The organism is Francisella adeliensis (assembly GCF_003290445.1).
GTDB classification, from domain to species: domain Bacteria; phylum Pseudomonadota; class Gammaproteobacteria; order Francisellales; family Francisellaceae; genus Francisella; species Francisella adeliensis.
Genome location: NZ_CP021781.1, coordinates 395,424 through 413,183, shown reverse-complemented (window position 1 = coordinate 413,183; position 17,760 = coordinate 395,424). Strand labels below are relative to the sequence as shown.

Here is a 17,760-nt window from a genome sequence, read left to right as displayed (position 1 = left end):
CTTGCAGGATAGGCAAATATAAACTATAATCTTTGGGCTATTCTATTTATTAGAAAATAAAGGGATATGGTGCTTAAATGAGATAGTTTAAGTGGCGATGTCAAATTATAAATATCAAGGAAATAAAAAAATGAAAAACGAAATTCATCCTAAATATAACGAAGTTGCTGTAACTTGCAGCTGTGGTAACAAATTCACTACAAAATCTACTATTGGTAAAGAAGCTATGAACGTAGATATATGTTCACAGTGTCACCCTTTCTACACAGGTAAGCAAAGAGTTGTAGATACTGCAGGCCGTGTTGATAGATTCAACAAGCGTTTTGGTGGCATGAAGAAAGTATAATTTACTTTTAGAAAAACCAAATAATTAAAACCAGCCTTGTGTTGGTTTTTTTATGCCTATAGAAAACTTACCTTTTGAATGAAGTTACGCACTAAACATAAATTTGTACGATTATGCAACCTTGTCTTAAAAGTTTTACGAAATATTGATTATATCAGCAACAATCTCCAGACTCATAGTACCTTCTAATATATTCATCAAGAGAAATACTATCCTCTGCTCTAAGAATCTCTTCTGCTTTAAATGAATCTTTAACTTGATTCTTTAATTTATCACTTGTCTCAGTAGAAAGCTTATTATTTCTAAATTTAGTTGTTATAACTTCAGAAAGACCTAATACAGCTTTTTTGTAACCATGTTCTTTAGCTAAGCCGATTAGTTTAGCTGACGGTGTTTTAGTACTATCTAAAACCTTCTCTTTTTCAAAGGATACAGCTCTTACAAACTCATCTCCCATTTGCTCAGCCACCTCTTCAATTTTTGTAAATAGCTCCAAAGCATAATCTTTAAGCTTAACTTCTTTACCCAATAAATTTTGAAGTTTTAAACTAGGGTTTCTACCATCAATGGCTACTTTATTTAGGTTTTGTTTAGCTCTAGAAACATGTTCTTTAGAATAATTGTTAAACTTACTATCAAAACAAGTCATAAGCATTGCTTCTATAAAAAGAGAAGTGTTTTTACTAACCCCATTAGCATCAAAAGGATCAACATCAAGAACACGAACTTCAATATACTCAACCCCTCTGTTTATTAAAGCACAAGCAGGTCTTTCACATCTTTTAGCTATTTGTTTTGGTCTTATAGGACTATAGTATTCATTTTCAATCTGCAGAATACTTTCGTTGAGCTGAATTCTTTGCCCACTATCGTCATATAAACCAATTTGCTTATAATCTTCAAATACTTCTGCTGTCGCACCTATTAAATCTGTCACGTAGGGTTTAACACCTTCATATGAGATATGTAAATCTTTTTGGGCTGGACTAGTATAACCTAAATCACTCATTCTCAAACTAGTAGCACGTTCACCAATATAAAATTCATCATCTAAACTTTTCAAATAGCTCGGTTTATCTTGGACTGAAGTCTTTGCACAGATAGGGCTAGCTCCAAATAAATATGGTAACAACCACATATACTCAAAATAATTATTTATAACTCCAAAATATACTGCTGACTTAGAAATACCCAACTCTTTAGATTTTTGTAACATTAAAGATTTATCAATTGAGAAGTTATAGTGTATTCCTGATATTATTTGCATAACTTTACCATAGCGTGCAGATAAGCCCTTACGGTAAGTTTGCTTCATCATACCGGAGTTTGAGCTACCAAAATTAGCCTCAGATATTTCGTTCTCTTCTGCTGATAATGGCATACTAGTATTTAAAATAATCTCATCTTGAAAAATATTTTGTAGAGTAAAAGCAGTTAAACCATTAAGTTCTTCAAGTGTAGCATCAACAGTAGTATGAGGACTAGTAATAAGCTCTAATAAGTCCTCTGAAAAATCCACAGTAATACTATCGTTAGTAAGCTTATGCCCTAAATTAATACTATGAGGAGTTTTAGCTAAACTACCATCTCTTTTAATTCGTAAAGTTTCTCTCTCTACACCTCGAAGATTCGTGATATTTTTATAATCATACATATTCCAAACCTTAAAATTAAATTTAAGCTTTAAGTTTTAATGAGCTTTTAACACCCAACAACCACAAAACTCCAATAAAGCTTATAATTCCAGATAGTATCACTATCACTATATGCTCTACTCTACCAAAGAATGACAAACTTATCCAATAACTATCACTAAGATCAAACATTTTTAATACAACAAACATACAGATACAGCCTATTAGTACTTTACATAAGAACCTAAACGGTAAATAGGCTTCTACAAATTTATTAAAATTAAACTCTACCATAAGCAACATTTGTGATAATAAATTCACTAAAGCAATAAATGAACTAGAGTATGCTAAGTATAGAAAGGCATTTTTATCACCAGCAAATACCTTAACAATATAAATATCAACCAACACACTGATTACCAAACAAGTAACACCTATATAAAACACCTTATGAGCCTGATTTTGCACATATAAGCCAGAAACTATAACTCTTACTATTACAAAACAAAATAATGCCAACAAATAGCCTAACAGTGCTAATTGAGTCGCATTAACATCTGTGACACTAAATTTACCATAATAAAAAAGTGTTATAACAATAGGCTTTGATAATACACATAGCCCAACAATAGCAGGTATCGTTATAAGCATGGTTACCTTCAAGATCCATGCTAAATTCTTATAGAAAATTTTAGCATCTGTTTTACATTTAACTAGGTAAGGTATCATTACAGTAGCAATCGCTGTACCAAACACACCATATAAGAACTGATTCACCCTATCTGCATAATAAAGCCATGCTAAACTTCCTGAAACTAAAAATGAAGCAAAAAATGTTTCTACTAGACCATTGATCTGTAAAATAGCACTACCAAAAAATGCCATCGGCATTTTCCCGAGAAAAGACTTTGCTTCAATATTTTTTAATAAAAATATATCTCTTGATAAAGCCAACTTTCCCGCCAACCTATATAATGCCCACAAAGCCATAATCAGCTGAATTACACCAGCAACCAAGACACTATAAGCTACAGCGTATATAGCAACATTAAAGTATTTAGAGCATACTATGCCTACAATCATAACCAAGTTTAAAATAATTGGTAACATTGATGAAACAAAATATTTCCGGTGACTATTAAGTACCGCTGATATAAGTCCAACCATGAAATTAAATAATACATAAGGTATCATAATAACAAACATTATTTCGATAAGGTTTTGTACACTAGTATCTTTTGAAAAACCATATGCATATAAATCAACAATAAAATCACTAAAAGCAATCATTAATATAACTATTAGCAATAACACTACAGCTATAAAGTATAATACCGTAGCAATAAACTCTCTTTGCTTAGCCGAGATACTATCCTCTAGATGAGGATTCATGATCTGCGTAATAATTCCTGAAGATGTTACTTTACGAATAAACTCAGGAAATCTAAATGCAATTAAAAAAGCTTGCATTGCTCCACTACTGCCAAAGAACATTGCCAATAGCATATCTCTTAAAAAGCCAAGTATTTTTGATAGCAAAAGAAAACTAGAGACTAGAAAACTTTTAGAGAAGAATTTTTTCATAATAAAGCTCAACTAAGAGTGAAGGAAAAACTATTTAATAATTTTTAATAATAATAAACATTGATTATTTTTTATTAGTTTGTGGCCTATGCCATTGATCTATAATTTGTCTAGTTAGCTCGTTTCCTTTAACTTTTTCTTCATTAGTCAGCTCAATTTGCTTAATACTTTTCTTAGCATAGTTAATGCCTTTCTCTGATAGGTCTGGGAGACAATATTCATTAAATTGTTCCCAATATTTTATGTCAGGTCTTTCAAATAAAGATATAGCAACAGATAAATATGCATATTGTTTAACTTTATCATTCTTCTCTAATTCATACATTTCAACAAAAGCCGGGGCATAAGGCTGAGTAATGGCCTCTTTCGTATACATCATAGCCTTTTCCATGTCACCCCTTTCTAAATATACTTTAGCAAGCCCAACTTCAACTGGAGATATATGATCTACTTCATAAGCCTTAGCATACCACTCTAGAGCTTTGTCATGATTTTTACGCAATCCACCAAATCCTTCAAAGTATGCATCACCTATATATGTTCTGCCTTGAGATATACAGTATGGATACTCTCCAATGAACTTCTCTTCATTGTTTAAAATAAAAGCTTTTCTTGCATCTAAAGAACCATTAGCTATAGCTAACTTATACCATCTGTAAGCTTTTGCAAAATTTGTAGCAGGGACATCACCAACTCTGACATAAAGATTTGCTAATTGATTCTGTGCAATATCATATCCTAAATGTGCAGCTTCACGAATATACAGATAACCTTTATCCTGATCAACAGGAATATCATCACTACCAAAATAGTATAATTCCCCAATCAAATAAATAAGATAAACATACGCCTTCATCCCTTCAACAGTATTAGGAGTTCCATTCTTTTTATAAAAATCGACAGCCCATTCAGCGTCATCAAGTGCTAACTTATCATCTTCATCAAGTTGAACATTAGCTTCCGCGATAAGTCCTGTTGCTCGTGCGTCTTTCTTTTGATAAGGCTTACATGTATCAAGTACTTTTTCATACTCTTCATCAGCTCCGTCTTTATAACACTGCTCAAGTGTAGCAAAAGATGAGTTATAAAATAATACTCCAAGCAAAGCAAATAAAATTTTAACTCTCATTAATACTCCAATAGTTTTTAAGATTTCTTATGTAGAAAAGATGGTAATAGTATATGTTTAATAATAACTTTTTTATAGTACTTTTCCACTGAAAACTATGAAAATATTAATTCTCTACCATCATGTAAATAATTAATATAAATATTACTACTTGGCTGAGATAAAAAACCTTTTCCTTTTTCAGGCCACTCAACAAAACAAATACTATTTTCATTAAAATAATCTCTAAGACCAACCCATTCCAACTCTTCTGGATCTGCTAGTCTATAAAGGTCAAAATGATGAATTGTCACACTTTCAAATTCATAACTCTCAACCAAAGTGTAAGTTGGACTTTTAACATTACCATTATAACCTAAGGAGCGTAATACACCTTTCACAAAAGTAGTTTTACCCGCACCTAGATTACCATGTAAAAAAACCACATCACTAGCTTTTAGCCTACCTGCATATTCAGTAGCAAGTTCTAGCATTTGCTGTTCATTATTAGCTATTTTTATTATATTCTTCAAGAAACTTACCTGCCATTACAAACGATCCAAACACAACTGTTACCGTATTTTTTTTCGCTAAATATAAACTAGTTAAATCCTGATGATAATCAGCTATAACTATATTTTGCTTTTCAAACTCAGCCCTAATATCATCAATATCAAGTGCACGAGGATCAATATTCTTAAGATTGACAACATTCCACTTATGTATATATTGCTTTGAAATATTTAAAACTTTTCCTATATCTTTAGATCCTAAAATCCCAAATACAGCCTCATAGTTTAGACTATGAAATTCTGTCTTCTTCTCTAAAAGATCAAATAAATGCTTAACTGAAGCAGGATTATGCGCAACATCAACTATAACATAGCTTTTGTAAGTATTATCATTTTTAAGCTGACAAAATCTCGCTGGAGCTTTAATATGCTCCAATCTTGGTACATAATTTATTGCTAAACTATGAAGCAGACATTCAGCTATTGCCATAGCTATATTGTAGCTATGAGTAAAACATTCTATTGATTCATATTCATAATTTTTCTCATAAACAATAGCCCCAACTTCTTTTGCATATAAATATACACTCTCAGGCATTTTAGAACCTAAAAACAAAGGTATTTGTGACCTGCAAATGCCAGCCTTTTCACGACCAATTTTATCAAGAGTATCTCCTAGTATTTCACAATGATCAAAATCTATATTTGTAATTGCTGTAATATCAGGTTCTAAAAGATTAGCCGCATCTAATCTACCACCTATGCCAACTTCTAAAATCAAGTAATCAACATGTATCTTTTGGCTATACATACAAGCTGATAAAAAAGCTATTTGATAATAAGAAAGCTTATATTCATAACTAATTTCCGCAAGTCGTTCTAGAATCTCTAGCAGAACAACCTCATCAATAGGTTTTTTATTTAATGAGATTCTTTCATTAAATTTAAAGACATGAGGTGATGTATGAGATAAAACGGATTTATTATTAGCTACCAATAACTCTTCAAGCATTGTTACCGCTGTGCCTTTACCATTCGTGCCAGCAACAGTTATTATTTTGAATTTTTTATGAAAATTAAATTCTTGAAGAAGATCTTTTAACTCATGTAAAGCACAAATTCGAGCATCATTAGCCATTATATTAGCTATCTTGAGATCGACGCTCATTTTAGTATTATACTTCCGCTTGTGCAGATTTATGTTCTAAAGCTTGATTATGGTTAATTTTAGTAAGATTAGGCATTAATTTATCTATCAATTTAGAAATTTCTGATCTTAAATTTCTACGATCAACAATCATATCAACCATACCTTTCTCAACCAAAAACTCACTTCTTTGGAACCCTTCTGGTAGCTGCTCTCTAACAGTTTGTTCAATCACTCTAGGACCTGCAAAGCCAATTAACGCTTTAGGTTCAGCAATATGAACATCACCAAGCATAGCTAATGATGCTGATACACCACCCGTAGTTGGATCTGTAAGAACTACTAAGTATGGAAGCTTGGCTTCTGCTAATTTTTGTAATGCTGCACTAGTTTTAGACATCTGCATTAATGAGAATAATGATTCTTGCATTCTTGCTCCACCACTTGCTGTAAAACAAATGAAAGGAACTTTCTTTTCCATAGCAAGTTTAACGCCACGAATAAACTTTTCACCAACAACAGAACCCATTGAGCCACCCAAAAACATAAAGTTAAATGCAGCAGCTACTACTGGAAAACCTTCAACAGTTCCCTCCATAACAACTAATGCATCTTGCTCTTCTGTTTTCTTCTGAGCTTGAGATAGTCTATCTTTATATGCTTTAGTATCTTTAAACTTTAACATATCTACCGGAGAGATATTTTCAAAGTGTTCAGTCATAGAATTTTCATCAAAAAATATGCTTAATCTATGTCTAGCTGAGATTCTGTAATGATAGTTACAACTTGGGCATACAGAATTATTATTTGCTAGCTCTTCTGAGTATATAGTTATCTGACACTGTGGGCATTGACTCCATACACCTGAAGGTAAATCTTTCTTTTGGGCACTCATACCCAAACTCTTTCCAATTACTCTAGTTAACCAACTCATTTACTAATCTCCTATAAATATATAGTTTAAGCACAAAGCTTATATCTTATGCGAATATCTCTATATCACTAAAGAAATATCCGATCTCTCTAGCAGCTGATTTTTCAGCATCTGAACCATGTACAGCATTAGCATCAATACTATCAGCAAAATCTGCACGAATAGTACCTGCGTCAGCTTCTTTAGGGTTTGTAGCACCCATTAAGTCACGATTCTTAAGGATTGCGTTTTCACCTTCAAGGACTTGTATCATTACAGGGCCTGAACTCATAAACTCTACTAAAGCACTAAAAAATGGTCTTTCACTATGTTCAGCATAAAAACCTTCTGCTTCAACTCTAGACAAATGCTTCATTTTTGCAGCAACCACTTTAAGACCTGCTTTCTCAAAACGACTATAAATATCACCAATTACATTTTTAGCTACAGCATCTGGCTTTATTATTGATAACGTACTTTGTTTACCCATTTTATTTTATTCTCCTGTATTTAGTTAAATCAAATTATAGCATTATTATTTATGAAATATCAAAACAACAAGCTTATAATTCATTATTTTTGCATTGCAGCCTCTATATAAGACTCAAATAATTTATGTCCATATCTTGGTGTTGATGTGAATTCTGGATGAGCTTGACAAGCCACAAACCACTTATGTTCTGGCAACTCTACTATTTCCATTAGACTTTTATCCTCTGATTTGCCTGAGAAAATCAAACCAGCTTGTTCTAAAGCTTCGACATACTTATTATTCACCTCATAGCGATGACGATGTCTTTCCACCACTTCCGCTTTTTTATAAATATCTCTTACTCTTGAACCTTCATCCAATACCGCTTTATAACCACCTAAACGCATTGTGCCACCAAGATCTGAATTTACAGTTCTTTGATGAATCTCACCAAACTCATCCTGCCATTCTGTTATAAGGGCTATAACAGGATTCATAGTTTTTGAATCAAGTTCACTAGAATGCGCATCTTTTATGTTAAGGACATTTCGAGCATACTCGATAACAGCTAGCTGCATACCTAAACAAATACCCATAAATGGCACATTATTCTCTCTAGCATATTTAATAGCAATTATTTTACCCTCAACACCTCTATGTCCAAAGCCACCAGGAACAAGTATTGCGTTTATATTTAAAAACTGTTTTTTTACATTTTCAGTTGTAAGTTTTTCAGAGTCAACAAATTTTATTTTTACTTTAATACCTTTTTTATAGCCAGCGTTATAAAGAGCTTCATTTAGAGACTTGTACGCTTCTGTTAAAGACACATATTTACCAACCATCGCAACAGTAACTTCACCTTTAGTCTCTTTTATTGCTTCAACTACACCTTGCCATTCAGATAAATCCGCATCCTGTGCATCTAGGTTCAAAAGCTCAACCAATTTAGAATCAAAACCTTGCTCATGGTATCTAAGAGGTACTTCGTAGATAGTTTTCACATCTTCAGCAGTAAATATAGAATCTTGACTTACATTTGTGAAAAGTGCTATTTTACGCTTCTCGTCTTCACTAAATATTTTTTCACACCTACATACTAATATATCTGCCTGAATTCCTATACCTCTAAGTTCTTTTACTGAATGCTGAGTAGGTTTAGTTTTCATCTCACCTGCAACTCTGATATAAGGTAGAAGCGTTAGGTGAACAAACAAGGTTCTATTTCTTCCTAGCTCAATTCGTAGCTGTCGAATAGCTTCAAGAAATGGTAAAGACTCTATATCACCAACTGTACCGCCAATTTCTACTATTGCAACATCAATATCATCGGCAATGCCAGAACAAACTCGGTTTTTTATCTCATCAGTGATATGTGGAATAACTTGAATCGTTGCCCCTAGATAGTCGCCTTTCCTTTCTTTTTTAAGTACACTTTGATAAACCTTACCTGTAGTAAAATTACTAGCTTGAGTCATTTTATTACGAATAAATCTTTCGTAATGTCCCAAATCAAGATCAGTTTCCGCACCATCTTCTGTTACATAGACCTCTCCATGTTGTAGAGGACTCATAGTACCAGGGTCAACATTTATATAAGGGTCTAGTTTCATCATCGTTACATTTAAACCTCTGCTTTCCAGCAAAGTTGCTAATGATGCAGCCGTTACACCTTTACCAAGCGAAGATACAACCCCACCTGTAACAAAAATAATTTTAGTCTTTGGATTCATTTTGAACACATGAAAATATAGAAAATCATGGAGTCTAAGTATAACATACTTAACTAATATTTCTATTGAAAATAAGTAAACATCTAGGTCTAAATGCTCAATATTAAGACTTTATCTTACCACTGCCTTTAACTTTGGCCAGAAACTTCTTCTTATAATCTCTTAATGTGTATTTTCTTAATTCAGAAGGTACTTTAACGATATACTCTTGGTAATCACTATAAGGAACTGGCATCCTCCATGGCTTACCTGGCTTGCCTGCATAATGTACTATAGCAGGGTTTTCTTTAGCATATAAAAGCTCTTCATCAGTGTATACATTTTTTATATACTCGTACTCTTCAGATTCAGACAAATTGTCTAAATAATAGACACTCTGCAAAGTACAGTAATCAAAAGGTACATCCTTAATCTTACTCGAAACAAGATTTAATGTATCCAAGTCAAAAAACTTTAATCTATCATTATATGTATTAATAACATCAAAACATCTATCAACAAATTCATTTTCACGCATTAATTTTGTGTTCATGACAATAAAACCAGACCAATAGATAAATTCATTATCATTTTCTTTGAAGTACTTATGACCAATCATTTCAGATGAATTTCTTTCAGCTCTTACTGCTGCAAACTCATACCCACATAGATTTAACTCATAAACTTCTTTCATATCTTTCATAAACAGCACATCAACATCTGAATATATAACACAATCATATTGAGGTAATAGTTCAGCTATCAAAAGTCGATAATAAACAATCTCCGTCCAACTTCCACCTTTATTTATTGGTGCATGCTTAAATCTTGATTTATCTATAAATTCAAACGATATTTTATGCTGGGTATTAGCTAACATTTTCTCAAAGCATAAAATAGTTTTATCATCTATATCAGGATGAAAAACATAAATATCATAAACAGTATCATCATTAGCTGTTTCAATTAAACTTTTTATCGCTACTGCAGCACCTAGAACTATTCTTTTATCAAATGTAAAAACTATTGGAATATTTTTATTCATTATTTTAATACCTTTAAATCACTTTTTAGCTATTAATTTCTGTAAATTGTCTTTTGATGATAGAAAAAGCTGTGAAGCATATTCATCAAGTTTGTTTTGCATATTTCTATAGTTTTCTTGAGTCATCTCAATAGCTCTTATCATTTCTAATGAATACTCGCTATCGTCACTGTATATAAGACTGTTTTGATCATCAAAACCATTAATTTCAGCAAATTCAGTCCGAATAATAATAGGCTTTAAAAAACCATAAACTAGCTGAAATGTCCCACTAGTTTTTACTGTTATATATTTTCTGTGAATATCAGTGTTTTCATATGCTGAAAGAATAAAATCAGCCTTTTCTATTTGATCATACATCTCATCAAAGTTCAGTCTACCTTTAATATCAAAATATTGTCGCAAACTTTGAGGTAAACTAGAAAGTTTACCTTTACCAATAACCGTAACTTTAAAGTTAGTAAACCCTTTAGTAACCATATCACTTACTGCATCCACAAGGATTTTAGTATTCTTTCTTTTTTCAGAGAGCTCGCCAATTGTGACAAAATTAGTAGTTTCATTTTTAAGGTTTGACTTTATAACTCCAAAATAATGAGGGTTTACAACAGTTGTCTTAGCGCCTTTATAGTCGATTTCACGCAGTGTAATTATTGATTCCTTTAACTTTCCATTATCGACTAACTTATCAATCTCATGCTCAACAAAAAATATTTTTGATTTATCTACATTAGGATGAAAACTTTTGTATGCTGATTCAATATCTTGAGTGCTAAGTTTACCAAGAGTAGTAACTAAAATGCCTTTAACATTACTAATCTCATTATTTAAGAAAAATTTTCTGATCTGTTTTTGTGTCATCACATTATATGAAATATTCTCATTTTCAAAGCGACAAAAAAGTCCTTCATCATATCTTTCCGGGGTTACTAATATAGAGACATGGAAGCCTAACTCAAGCAAATACTTTGCGAATCCAGGAACAATTTCAGCATGGCTACTTGAGCATGGTTCCCAAACTATAAAAGTATTTTCTTTTATTTCAGGCTCTTTCTTTTGACAAAATAGGTTTTTCAAAGTTTTCAAACAATTCATACAAAAAGTTTTATAAGGAATATAATATTCATTATCGCATACATATATATATGATACATAATAAATTTTTAAACTTAAGTGCTCAATATTTACATAATTAAACTTAAACTCGAGTAAGTCTTGATACAGATGATTAATGGTAGTATAAATACTAGAATGAATATAGATTGAATCAAAATAAATGAGCAAATCAAAAACTATAAAAATGCCAGATACATTGCTGATACTCTTTTGTATGGCAATATTAGTTTCCATCACTAGTTATTTTGTTCCTGTCGGAAAATTTGATACTCAAACCATCAAATATCAGTCTAATGGACAGACACTCTCAAAGGAAGTCTTGTTAGCAAATAGTTTCCAATTCAAAGTCGATTCAAGTAATAATCCTAAAACGTCTCCAGTAAAAGTATTTTCAGCTAATGATTCAGAAAAAGGATTTACAAATTTCGTATATGAAGGGTTAACCTCAGGATCTAGAGATGGTGGTGCTATTTCAATTATTGCATTCCTGTTGATCATAGGAGGCTCATTTGGCGTACTATTAAAAACAAAAGTAATCGATCAATCAATCTTGAGAGTAGTCAGTAAATTTCAAAATAACAAAATCTTTTTACTTCCTGCTTTATGCTTCATTTTTTCATTAGGTGGTGCTGTTTTTGGCATGGGTGAAGAAACTATCCCTTTCATTATGCTTTTAGTTCCAATATTTGTTCTTATTGGCTTTGATGCAATAACCTGTACACTAGCAATTTATCTGGCTACTCAGATTGGTTTTGCAACATCGTGGATGAATCCTTTCTCTGTGAGTATTGCCCAAGGTATAGCGCAAATACCAATTCTATCAGGAAGCTTATTTAGAATAATTCTTTGGCTTATTTTTACTCTTTCAATATCAATTTTTACTGTATTTTATGCTTTGAGAATACAAAAAAAACCATCACTATCTCCAATGTATCAGCATGATAATGTCTATAGAGATTCTAGTGATTATAGTTTAGAACAAACTCAGAAAATATGCACTTACTCATGGCTGATATTATTAAGTCTCTTTATAACAATTATATGGCTAGTCTATGGTGTAGTAAAACTAGGTTACTACATCCCACAAATAGCTACTTTATTTACTATTCTTGGTCTAGTCACAGGTTTTCTAGCTGTAGTTGGTAAAGTAAATGGTATGACACTATCAACAGCCATAAACGCCTTTAAAGAAGGTGCCAAAGATTTATTACCAGTTTGCTTAATCATCTCGTTTGCTTACGGCCTTATATATCTAATGGGTGGATCAAACCCAAAAGATTATACTATGCTAAATACACTGCTAGAATATGCAAGTAAAAGCATTTCCGGTACAAATGAATATGTTTCTGCTCTTGGAATGTTTTACTTCCAATCAATATTTAATTTCTTTATAACTTCAGGCTCTGGTCAAGCAGCCTTAACAATGCCTATTATGTCACCTCTAGCAGATTTAACTGGTATAAGTCGACAAATTGCTGTTTTAGCATTTCAATTAGGTGATGGTTGGACTCATTGTCTAATGCCAACATCAGCAACCTTAATGGCTGTACTTGGTGTTGCAAAAATACCTTACGGTGTATGGTTAAAATTTATCTTTAAATTCTACTTATACCTTATGGCACTAAGCTCTTTTATGATTATAGTAGCCGTATACATAGGCTATAGCTAAGCTATTCAATTAAACTTGCATCTCAAACTTATAGTGCTTATCGAAATTATTTACCTCTGAACATAATAAACTAAAGCTTTAACCTCATGGTTACTAAATGTAGTCGAATGTATTCACTCATTTTATTTACAAGTATAAATAATAGATACAAAGTATCAAAAACAAAAAAACCCAGAAAACTGGGCTTTTAATAATTATTCAAAGAAAATAAAAGATTTTAAGATTTAGAAATCTAATGATTCAAGAGCATTTCTTAATGATTCTTCAATATCTTCATTGATGTCTTTCTCTTCTTCTACTTGAGCTTCTTCAGCAGAATTTTCACTAACACCAAATGAAGAAGACACATCAGAAAGTAGTAGATTATCATCTACCCCAAGTTCTTCACGCATTTTCTCAATTTTGTCAGTTTCTTTTCTTACTGCAAGACCTGTACCAGTAGGTATTAATCTACCTATAAGTACATTCTCTTTAAGACCTCTTAAGTTATCCACTTGAGAGTGAATAGAAGCTTCTGTAAGAACTCTAGTAGTTTCTTGGAAAGATGCTGCTGACAAGAATGATTCTGTAGATAGAGAAGATCTTGTAATACCCATTAACATAGGCTCAAAAGTTACTTCTTTCTTATCTTCACTACGAAGCTTGTCATTCTCTTCGAAAATTCTAACAAGCTCAGCAACTTCATTCTTAACAAACTTACTATCACCTTGATCAAGAACCTTAGCTTTTCTCATCATCTGTCTAACAATAGTTTCAATATGCTTGTCATTAATTACAACGCCTTGCATACGGTAAACTGATTGTGCTTCAAACATTATATAATCAGCAAATGCTTTCAAACCACGGTACTTAAGTAAATCATGTGGATCAGTAGGGCCATCAGCCAATACATCGCCTTTAACAACTTTCTCACCATCAAACACAACTAAATGTCTTGATTTGTGCATTAAGATTTCATCAATAAGATGACCATCTTTATCTAAAAGCTCGATTCTTTGCTTCTCTTTAGTATCTCTATTACCAAGTCTTACTGTACCATCACAAGGTGAAAGTACTGCAGCTTCTTTAGGTCTTCTAGCTTCAAAAAGTTCAGCAACTCGTGGAAGACCACCAGTAATATCTTTGTTTTTTGAGCCTTCTAAAGGAATCTTAGCAATTACATCACCTATATCAACCATAGCATCATCCGCAACACTTAGTACTGCTCCAATAGCTAGAGATATAGACTTAATAACCTCACCTTTTTCATCAACAACATTAACTACTGGCTTTAAGTTTTTAGCTGTAGTTCTTTGTGAAATAGAAGTTATCTCAATAGTTAGCTGACCAGTTAAATCATCATAAGTATGCTTAGAAGTAATACCATCGATAATATCTTCCATTGCAATTTTACCTGCAACATCAGTAATTAACGGCTGAGCATGCGGATCCCAAGTAGCAATTACATCACCTATTTCTACTGCTTTACCTGATTTTAATGGTAAAGATGCACCCATAGGGATCTTATGTTGCTCACGAATACGACCCATACTATCTGATACAATAATTTCACCAGCACGAGATATAACAATCTCATTGCCTTCTTTATTTGTAACTGTACGGATGTTTTTATGCTTAATCTTACCTGCAGTTTTAACTTTGATGTCAGAAACTGTAACACCAAGTGATGCAGCACCACCTGTATGGAAAGTACGCATTGTAAGCTGTGTACCTGGCTCACCAATTGATTGGGCAGCGATTACACCTACAGATTCACCAACGTTTACTTTTCTCTCACGAGCCAAGTCACGACCATAACAAGTAGCACATAGTCCACGACGAGTATTACAGCTAATTGGCGATCTAAGTTTGATCATATCAATAGCATTATCATCAAGTAACTCAACAAGATTTTCATCAAGTAAAGTACCTGCTTCTAATAAAACATCGCCTTTTTCAGTGATAACATCAGCAGCTAAAGTTCTACCTAACGCTCTTTCAGCTAGAGGTACTTTAACTTCACCGTCTTCAACAATAGCTGAGAACATAAGTCCGTCTTCTGTACCACAATCTTCTTCGATGATAACTAAATCTTGAGCTACATCTACTAGTCTACGCGTTAAGTAACCTGCGTTAGCAGTCTTAAGAGCTGTATCGGCAAGACCTTTACGAGCACCATGCGTAGATGTAAAGTATTGAAGTACTGACAAGCCTTCTCTAAAGTTTGCAGTAATAGCAGTCTCGATCATCGTACCATCTGGTTTAGCCATCAATCCACGCATACCTGCTAACTGACGCATTTGGTTATAAGAACCCCTTGCACCAGAATTAGCCATCATATACACAGAGTTAAATGACTCAATGTCTTTTTTCTCACCATTTATTGTAATAGTATCTTTAGAAATCTCATCCATCATCAAGGCGCCAACCTCATCAGAGACTTTGCTCCAAATGTTAATGATGTTGTTATATCTTTCATTTTCAGTAATTAATGAAGACTGATATTGTTCAGTTACTTGTTTAATCTCTTCTTCAGCAGCTTCTACTTTAGCTTCTTTAATATCTGGAATAGTCATATCGTTGACACCCACAGAAATACCTGAAATAGTAGAGTATTTGAAACCAGCATACATAAGTTTATCAGCAAGAACTACAGTAGCTTTACCACCTAATACCCTAAATGCTTGGTTAATTACTTTAGAAATTTCTTTCTTAGCTAAAACTTTGTTTATGAATGAGAAAGATATACCATCTGGTAAGATGTTTATTAGTAAAGCTCTACCAACAGTAGTATTTACCACACCCTTTTCATTATAGGTATTACCTTTAGTATCAAAAACTTGTCTATCAATTCTTAGCTTAATTTTTGTATGAATTTCAATAGTACCAGAATTATACGCTCTTGCTACATCATCATAACTAGCAAATAACTTACCTTCGCCTTTAGCACCCTCTTTTTCACGAGTAATATAGTACAATCCAAGTACAATATCCTGTGTAGGAGTAATAATCGGCTGACCAGATGCTGGAGAAAGGATATTATTTGTAGACATCATCAACACACGAGACTCTAACTGAGATTCTACAGTTAAAGGTACATGTACAGCCATTTGGTCACCATCGAAATCGGCGTTAAATGCCGCACAAACTAATGGATGAAGCTGGATAGCTTTACCTTCTATCAGCTTAGGTTCAAATGCTTGAATACCAAGTCTATGAAGTGTAGGAGCACGGTTAAGAAGTACTGGATGTTCATTAATCACAACTTCTAGAATATCCCATACTACAGCTTCTTCAAGCTCAACCATACGCTTAGCTTGTTTGATAGTAGTAGCGTAGCCACCTAATCTTAGCTTAGAGTATACAAATGGTTTAAACAATTCTAATGCCATCTTCTTAGGTAAACCACACTCATGTAACCTAAGTGAAGGACCTACCGTAATTACCGAACGACCAGAATAGTCAACACGCTTACCTAAAAGGTTTTGACGGAAACGACCTTGCTTACCTTTAATCATATCTGCTAAAGATTTAAGTGGACGCTTATTAGAACCTGTTACAGCTCTACCGCGTCTACCATTATCTAGTAAGGCATCTACAGATTCTTGTAGCATTCTCTTTTCATTACGCACAATAATATCTGGCGCGTTAAGATCAACTAGCTTTCTAAGTCTGTTATTTCTGTTGATAACTCTTCTATAAAGATCATTAAGATCAGAAGTAGCAAAACGACCACCTTCAATTGGTACAAGTGGTCTTAAATCAGGTGGTAGTACAGGCAATACTGTCATTACCATCCATTCAGGTTTATTACCAGATGCTAAGAAAGTCTCAAGAAGTCTAATTCTTTTAATTGCTTTTTCTCTTTTAGCAGTGGATTTACTTCCTTCATATTCCGCTTGTAAAGTTTCAATTTCAGTTTCAATGTCAGTTTCTGATAACAGCTCGCGGATTGCTTCAGCACCCATTGCTGCTTCAAATTCATAACCATAGTTTTCTAAAGCTTCAGCATACTCATCATCTGTAAGAAGTTGTTTCTTTTCTAATGGAGTCATACCAGGATCTGTAACTATATATGACTCAAAATATAGAACTTTCTCTACATTTTTAAGAGGCATATCTAAAAACAGGCCTATTCTTGATGGTAGGGATTTTAAGTACCAAATATGTACAACAGGACAAACTAGATCAATATGACCCATTCTCTCTCTACGCACTTTAGCTTGCTCGACCTCTACGCCACAACGCTCACAAACTACACCACGATGCTTAAGTCTTTTATACTTACCACAAAGACATTCATAATCTTTTACTGGGCCAAAAATTTTAGCGCAGAATAAACCATCTCTTTCAGGCTTAAATGTTCTATAGTTAATAGTTTCAGGTTTTTTAACTTCACCATGTGACCATGATCTTACGACCTCAGGTGATGCTAAAGATATTTTGATTATATCAAACTTTTTACCATTGTAATCTTGCTGTAGGATACCGTTATTCACAGGTAATTCTCCTATACTTTATAT

The 17,760-nt window shown here is 33.0% G+C and carries 13 protein-coding genes; 2 read left to right on the top strand and 11 right to left on the bottom strand.

The window, feature by feature from the left end; genetic code table 11:
* Positions 1-130: 130 nt before the first annotated feature.
* Positions 131-346 (top strand): 50S ribosomal protein L31, encoded by a 216-nt coding sequence (gene rpmE, locus CDH04_RS02050; protein WP_112870862.1) that lies wholly within the window; start codon positions 131-133, stop codon positions 344-346.
* 154 nt (positions 347-500) lie between these two features.
* Here the strand turns inward: rpmE and gshA are convergent, their stop codons facing one another.
* The 10 genes from gshA to CDH04_RS02000 all read right to left on the bottom strand — a co-directional run bounded on the left by gshA (position 501) and on the right by CDH04_RS02000 (position 11,568).
* Positions 501-2,000 carry a glutamate--cysteine ligase gene (gshA, locus tag CDH04_RS02045; protein ID WP_112869444.1) on the bottom strand — a complete coding sequence of 500 codons (1,500 nt, stop codon included), beginning with the start codon at positions 1,998-2,000 and terminating at the stop codon, positions 501-503.
* 22 nt (positions 2,001-2,022) lie between these two features.
* Positions 2,023-3,564, bottom strand: coding sequence for a murein biosynthesis integral membrane protein MurJ (gene murJ, locus CDH04_RS02040; protein WP_112869443.1), 1,542 nt, complete (start codon positions 3,562-3,564; stop codon positions 2,023-2,025).
* Positions 3,565-3,628: 64 nt separating this feature from the next.
* Positions 3,629-4,693: a tetratricopeptide repeat protein gene (locus CDH04_RS02035; RefSeq protein ID WP_112869442.1), complete on the bottom strand. Its 1,065-nt coding sequence runs from the start codon at positions 4,691-4,693 to the stop codon at positions 3,629-3,631.
* Between the two features lie 95 nt (positions 4,694-4,788).
* Positions 4,789-5,205 carry a tRNA (adenosine(37)-N6)-threonylcarbamoyltransferase complex ATPase subunit type 1 TsaE gene (gene tsaE, locus CDH04_RS02030; RefSeq protein WP_162699179.1) on the bottom strand — a complete coding sequence of 139 codons (417 nt, stop codon included), beginning with the start codon at positions 5,203-5,205 and terminating at the stop codon, positions 4,789-4,791.
* On the bottom strand, positions 5,180-6,352 hold the full coding sequence (locus tag CDH04_RS02025) for a bifunctional folylpolyglutamate synthase/dihydrofolate synthase (protein WP_112869441.1): 1,173 nt from the start codon (positions 6,350-6,352) through the stop codon (positions 5,180-5,182). The genes tsaE and CDH04_RS02025 overlap by 26 nt, the downstream gene beginning before the upstream one ends.
* A gap of 7 nt (positions 6,353-6,359) precedes the next feature.
* Entirely contained in the window at positions 6,360-7,265 is a 906-nt protein-coding gene (gene accD / locus CDH04_RS02020; protein ID WP_112869440.1) for an acetyl-CoA carboxylase, carboxyltransferase subunit beta, read from the bottom strand.
* Between the two features lie 46 nt (positions 7,266-7,311).
* Complete coding sequence (ndk, locus tag CDH04_RS02015; RefSeq protein ID WP_112869439.1) at positions 7,312-7,734, bottom strand: nucleoside-diphosphate kinase; 423 nt, start codon at positions 7,732-7,734, stop codon at positions 7,312-7,314.
* Between the two features lie 83 nt (positions 7,735-7,817).
* Positions 7,818-9,449 (bottom strand): CTP synthase, encoded by a 1,632-nt coding sequence (locus CDH04_RS02010; protein WP_112869438.1) that lies wholly within the window; start codon positions 9,447-9,449, stop codon positions 7,818-7,820.
* A 103-nt stretch (positions 9,450-9,552) separates the two neighbouring features.
* Positions 9,553-10,473: a glycosyltransferase family 8 protein gene (locus tag CDH04_RS02005; RefSeq protein ID WP_112869437.1), complete on the bottom strand. Its 921-nt coding sequence runs from the start codon at positions 10,471-10,473 to the stop codon at positions 9,553-9,555.
* A gap of 18 nt (positions 10,474-10,491) precedes the next feature.
* Positions 10,492-11,568, bottom strand: a complete 1,077-nt coding sequence (locus CDH04_RS02000) for a hypothetical protein (RefSeq protein ID WP_112870860.1) — start codon at positions 11,566-11,568, stop codon at positions 10,492-10,494.
* Positions 11,569-11,773: 205 nt separating this feature from the next.
* Here CDH04_RS02000 and yfcC point away from each other — a divergent pair, with 205 nt between their 5' ends.
* Entirely contained in the window at positions 11,774-13,258 is a 1,485-nt protein-coding gene (yfcC, locus tag CDH04_RS01995) for a putative basic amino acid antiporter YfcC (RefSeq protein ID WP_213075200.1), read from the top strand.
* A 224-nt stretch (positions 13,259-13,482) separates the two neighbouring features.
* Here the strand turns inward: yfcC and rpoC are convergent, their stop codons facing one another.
* On the bottom strand, positions 13,483-17,736 hold the full coding sequence (rpoC, locus tag CDH04_RS01990) for a DNA-directed RNA polymerase subunit beta' (RefSeq protein ID WP_112869435.1): 4,254 nt from the start codon (positions 17,734-17,736) through the stop codon (positions 13,483-13,485).
* Positions 17,737-17,760 lie beyond the last annotated feature (24 nt).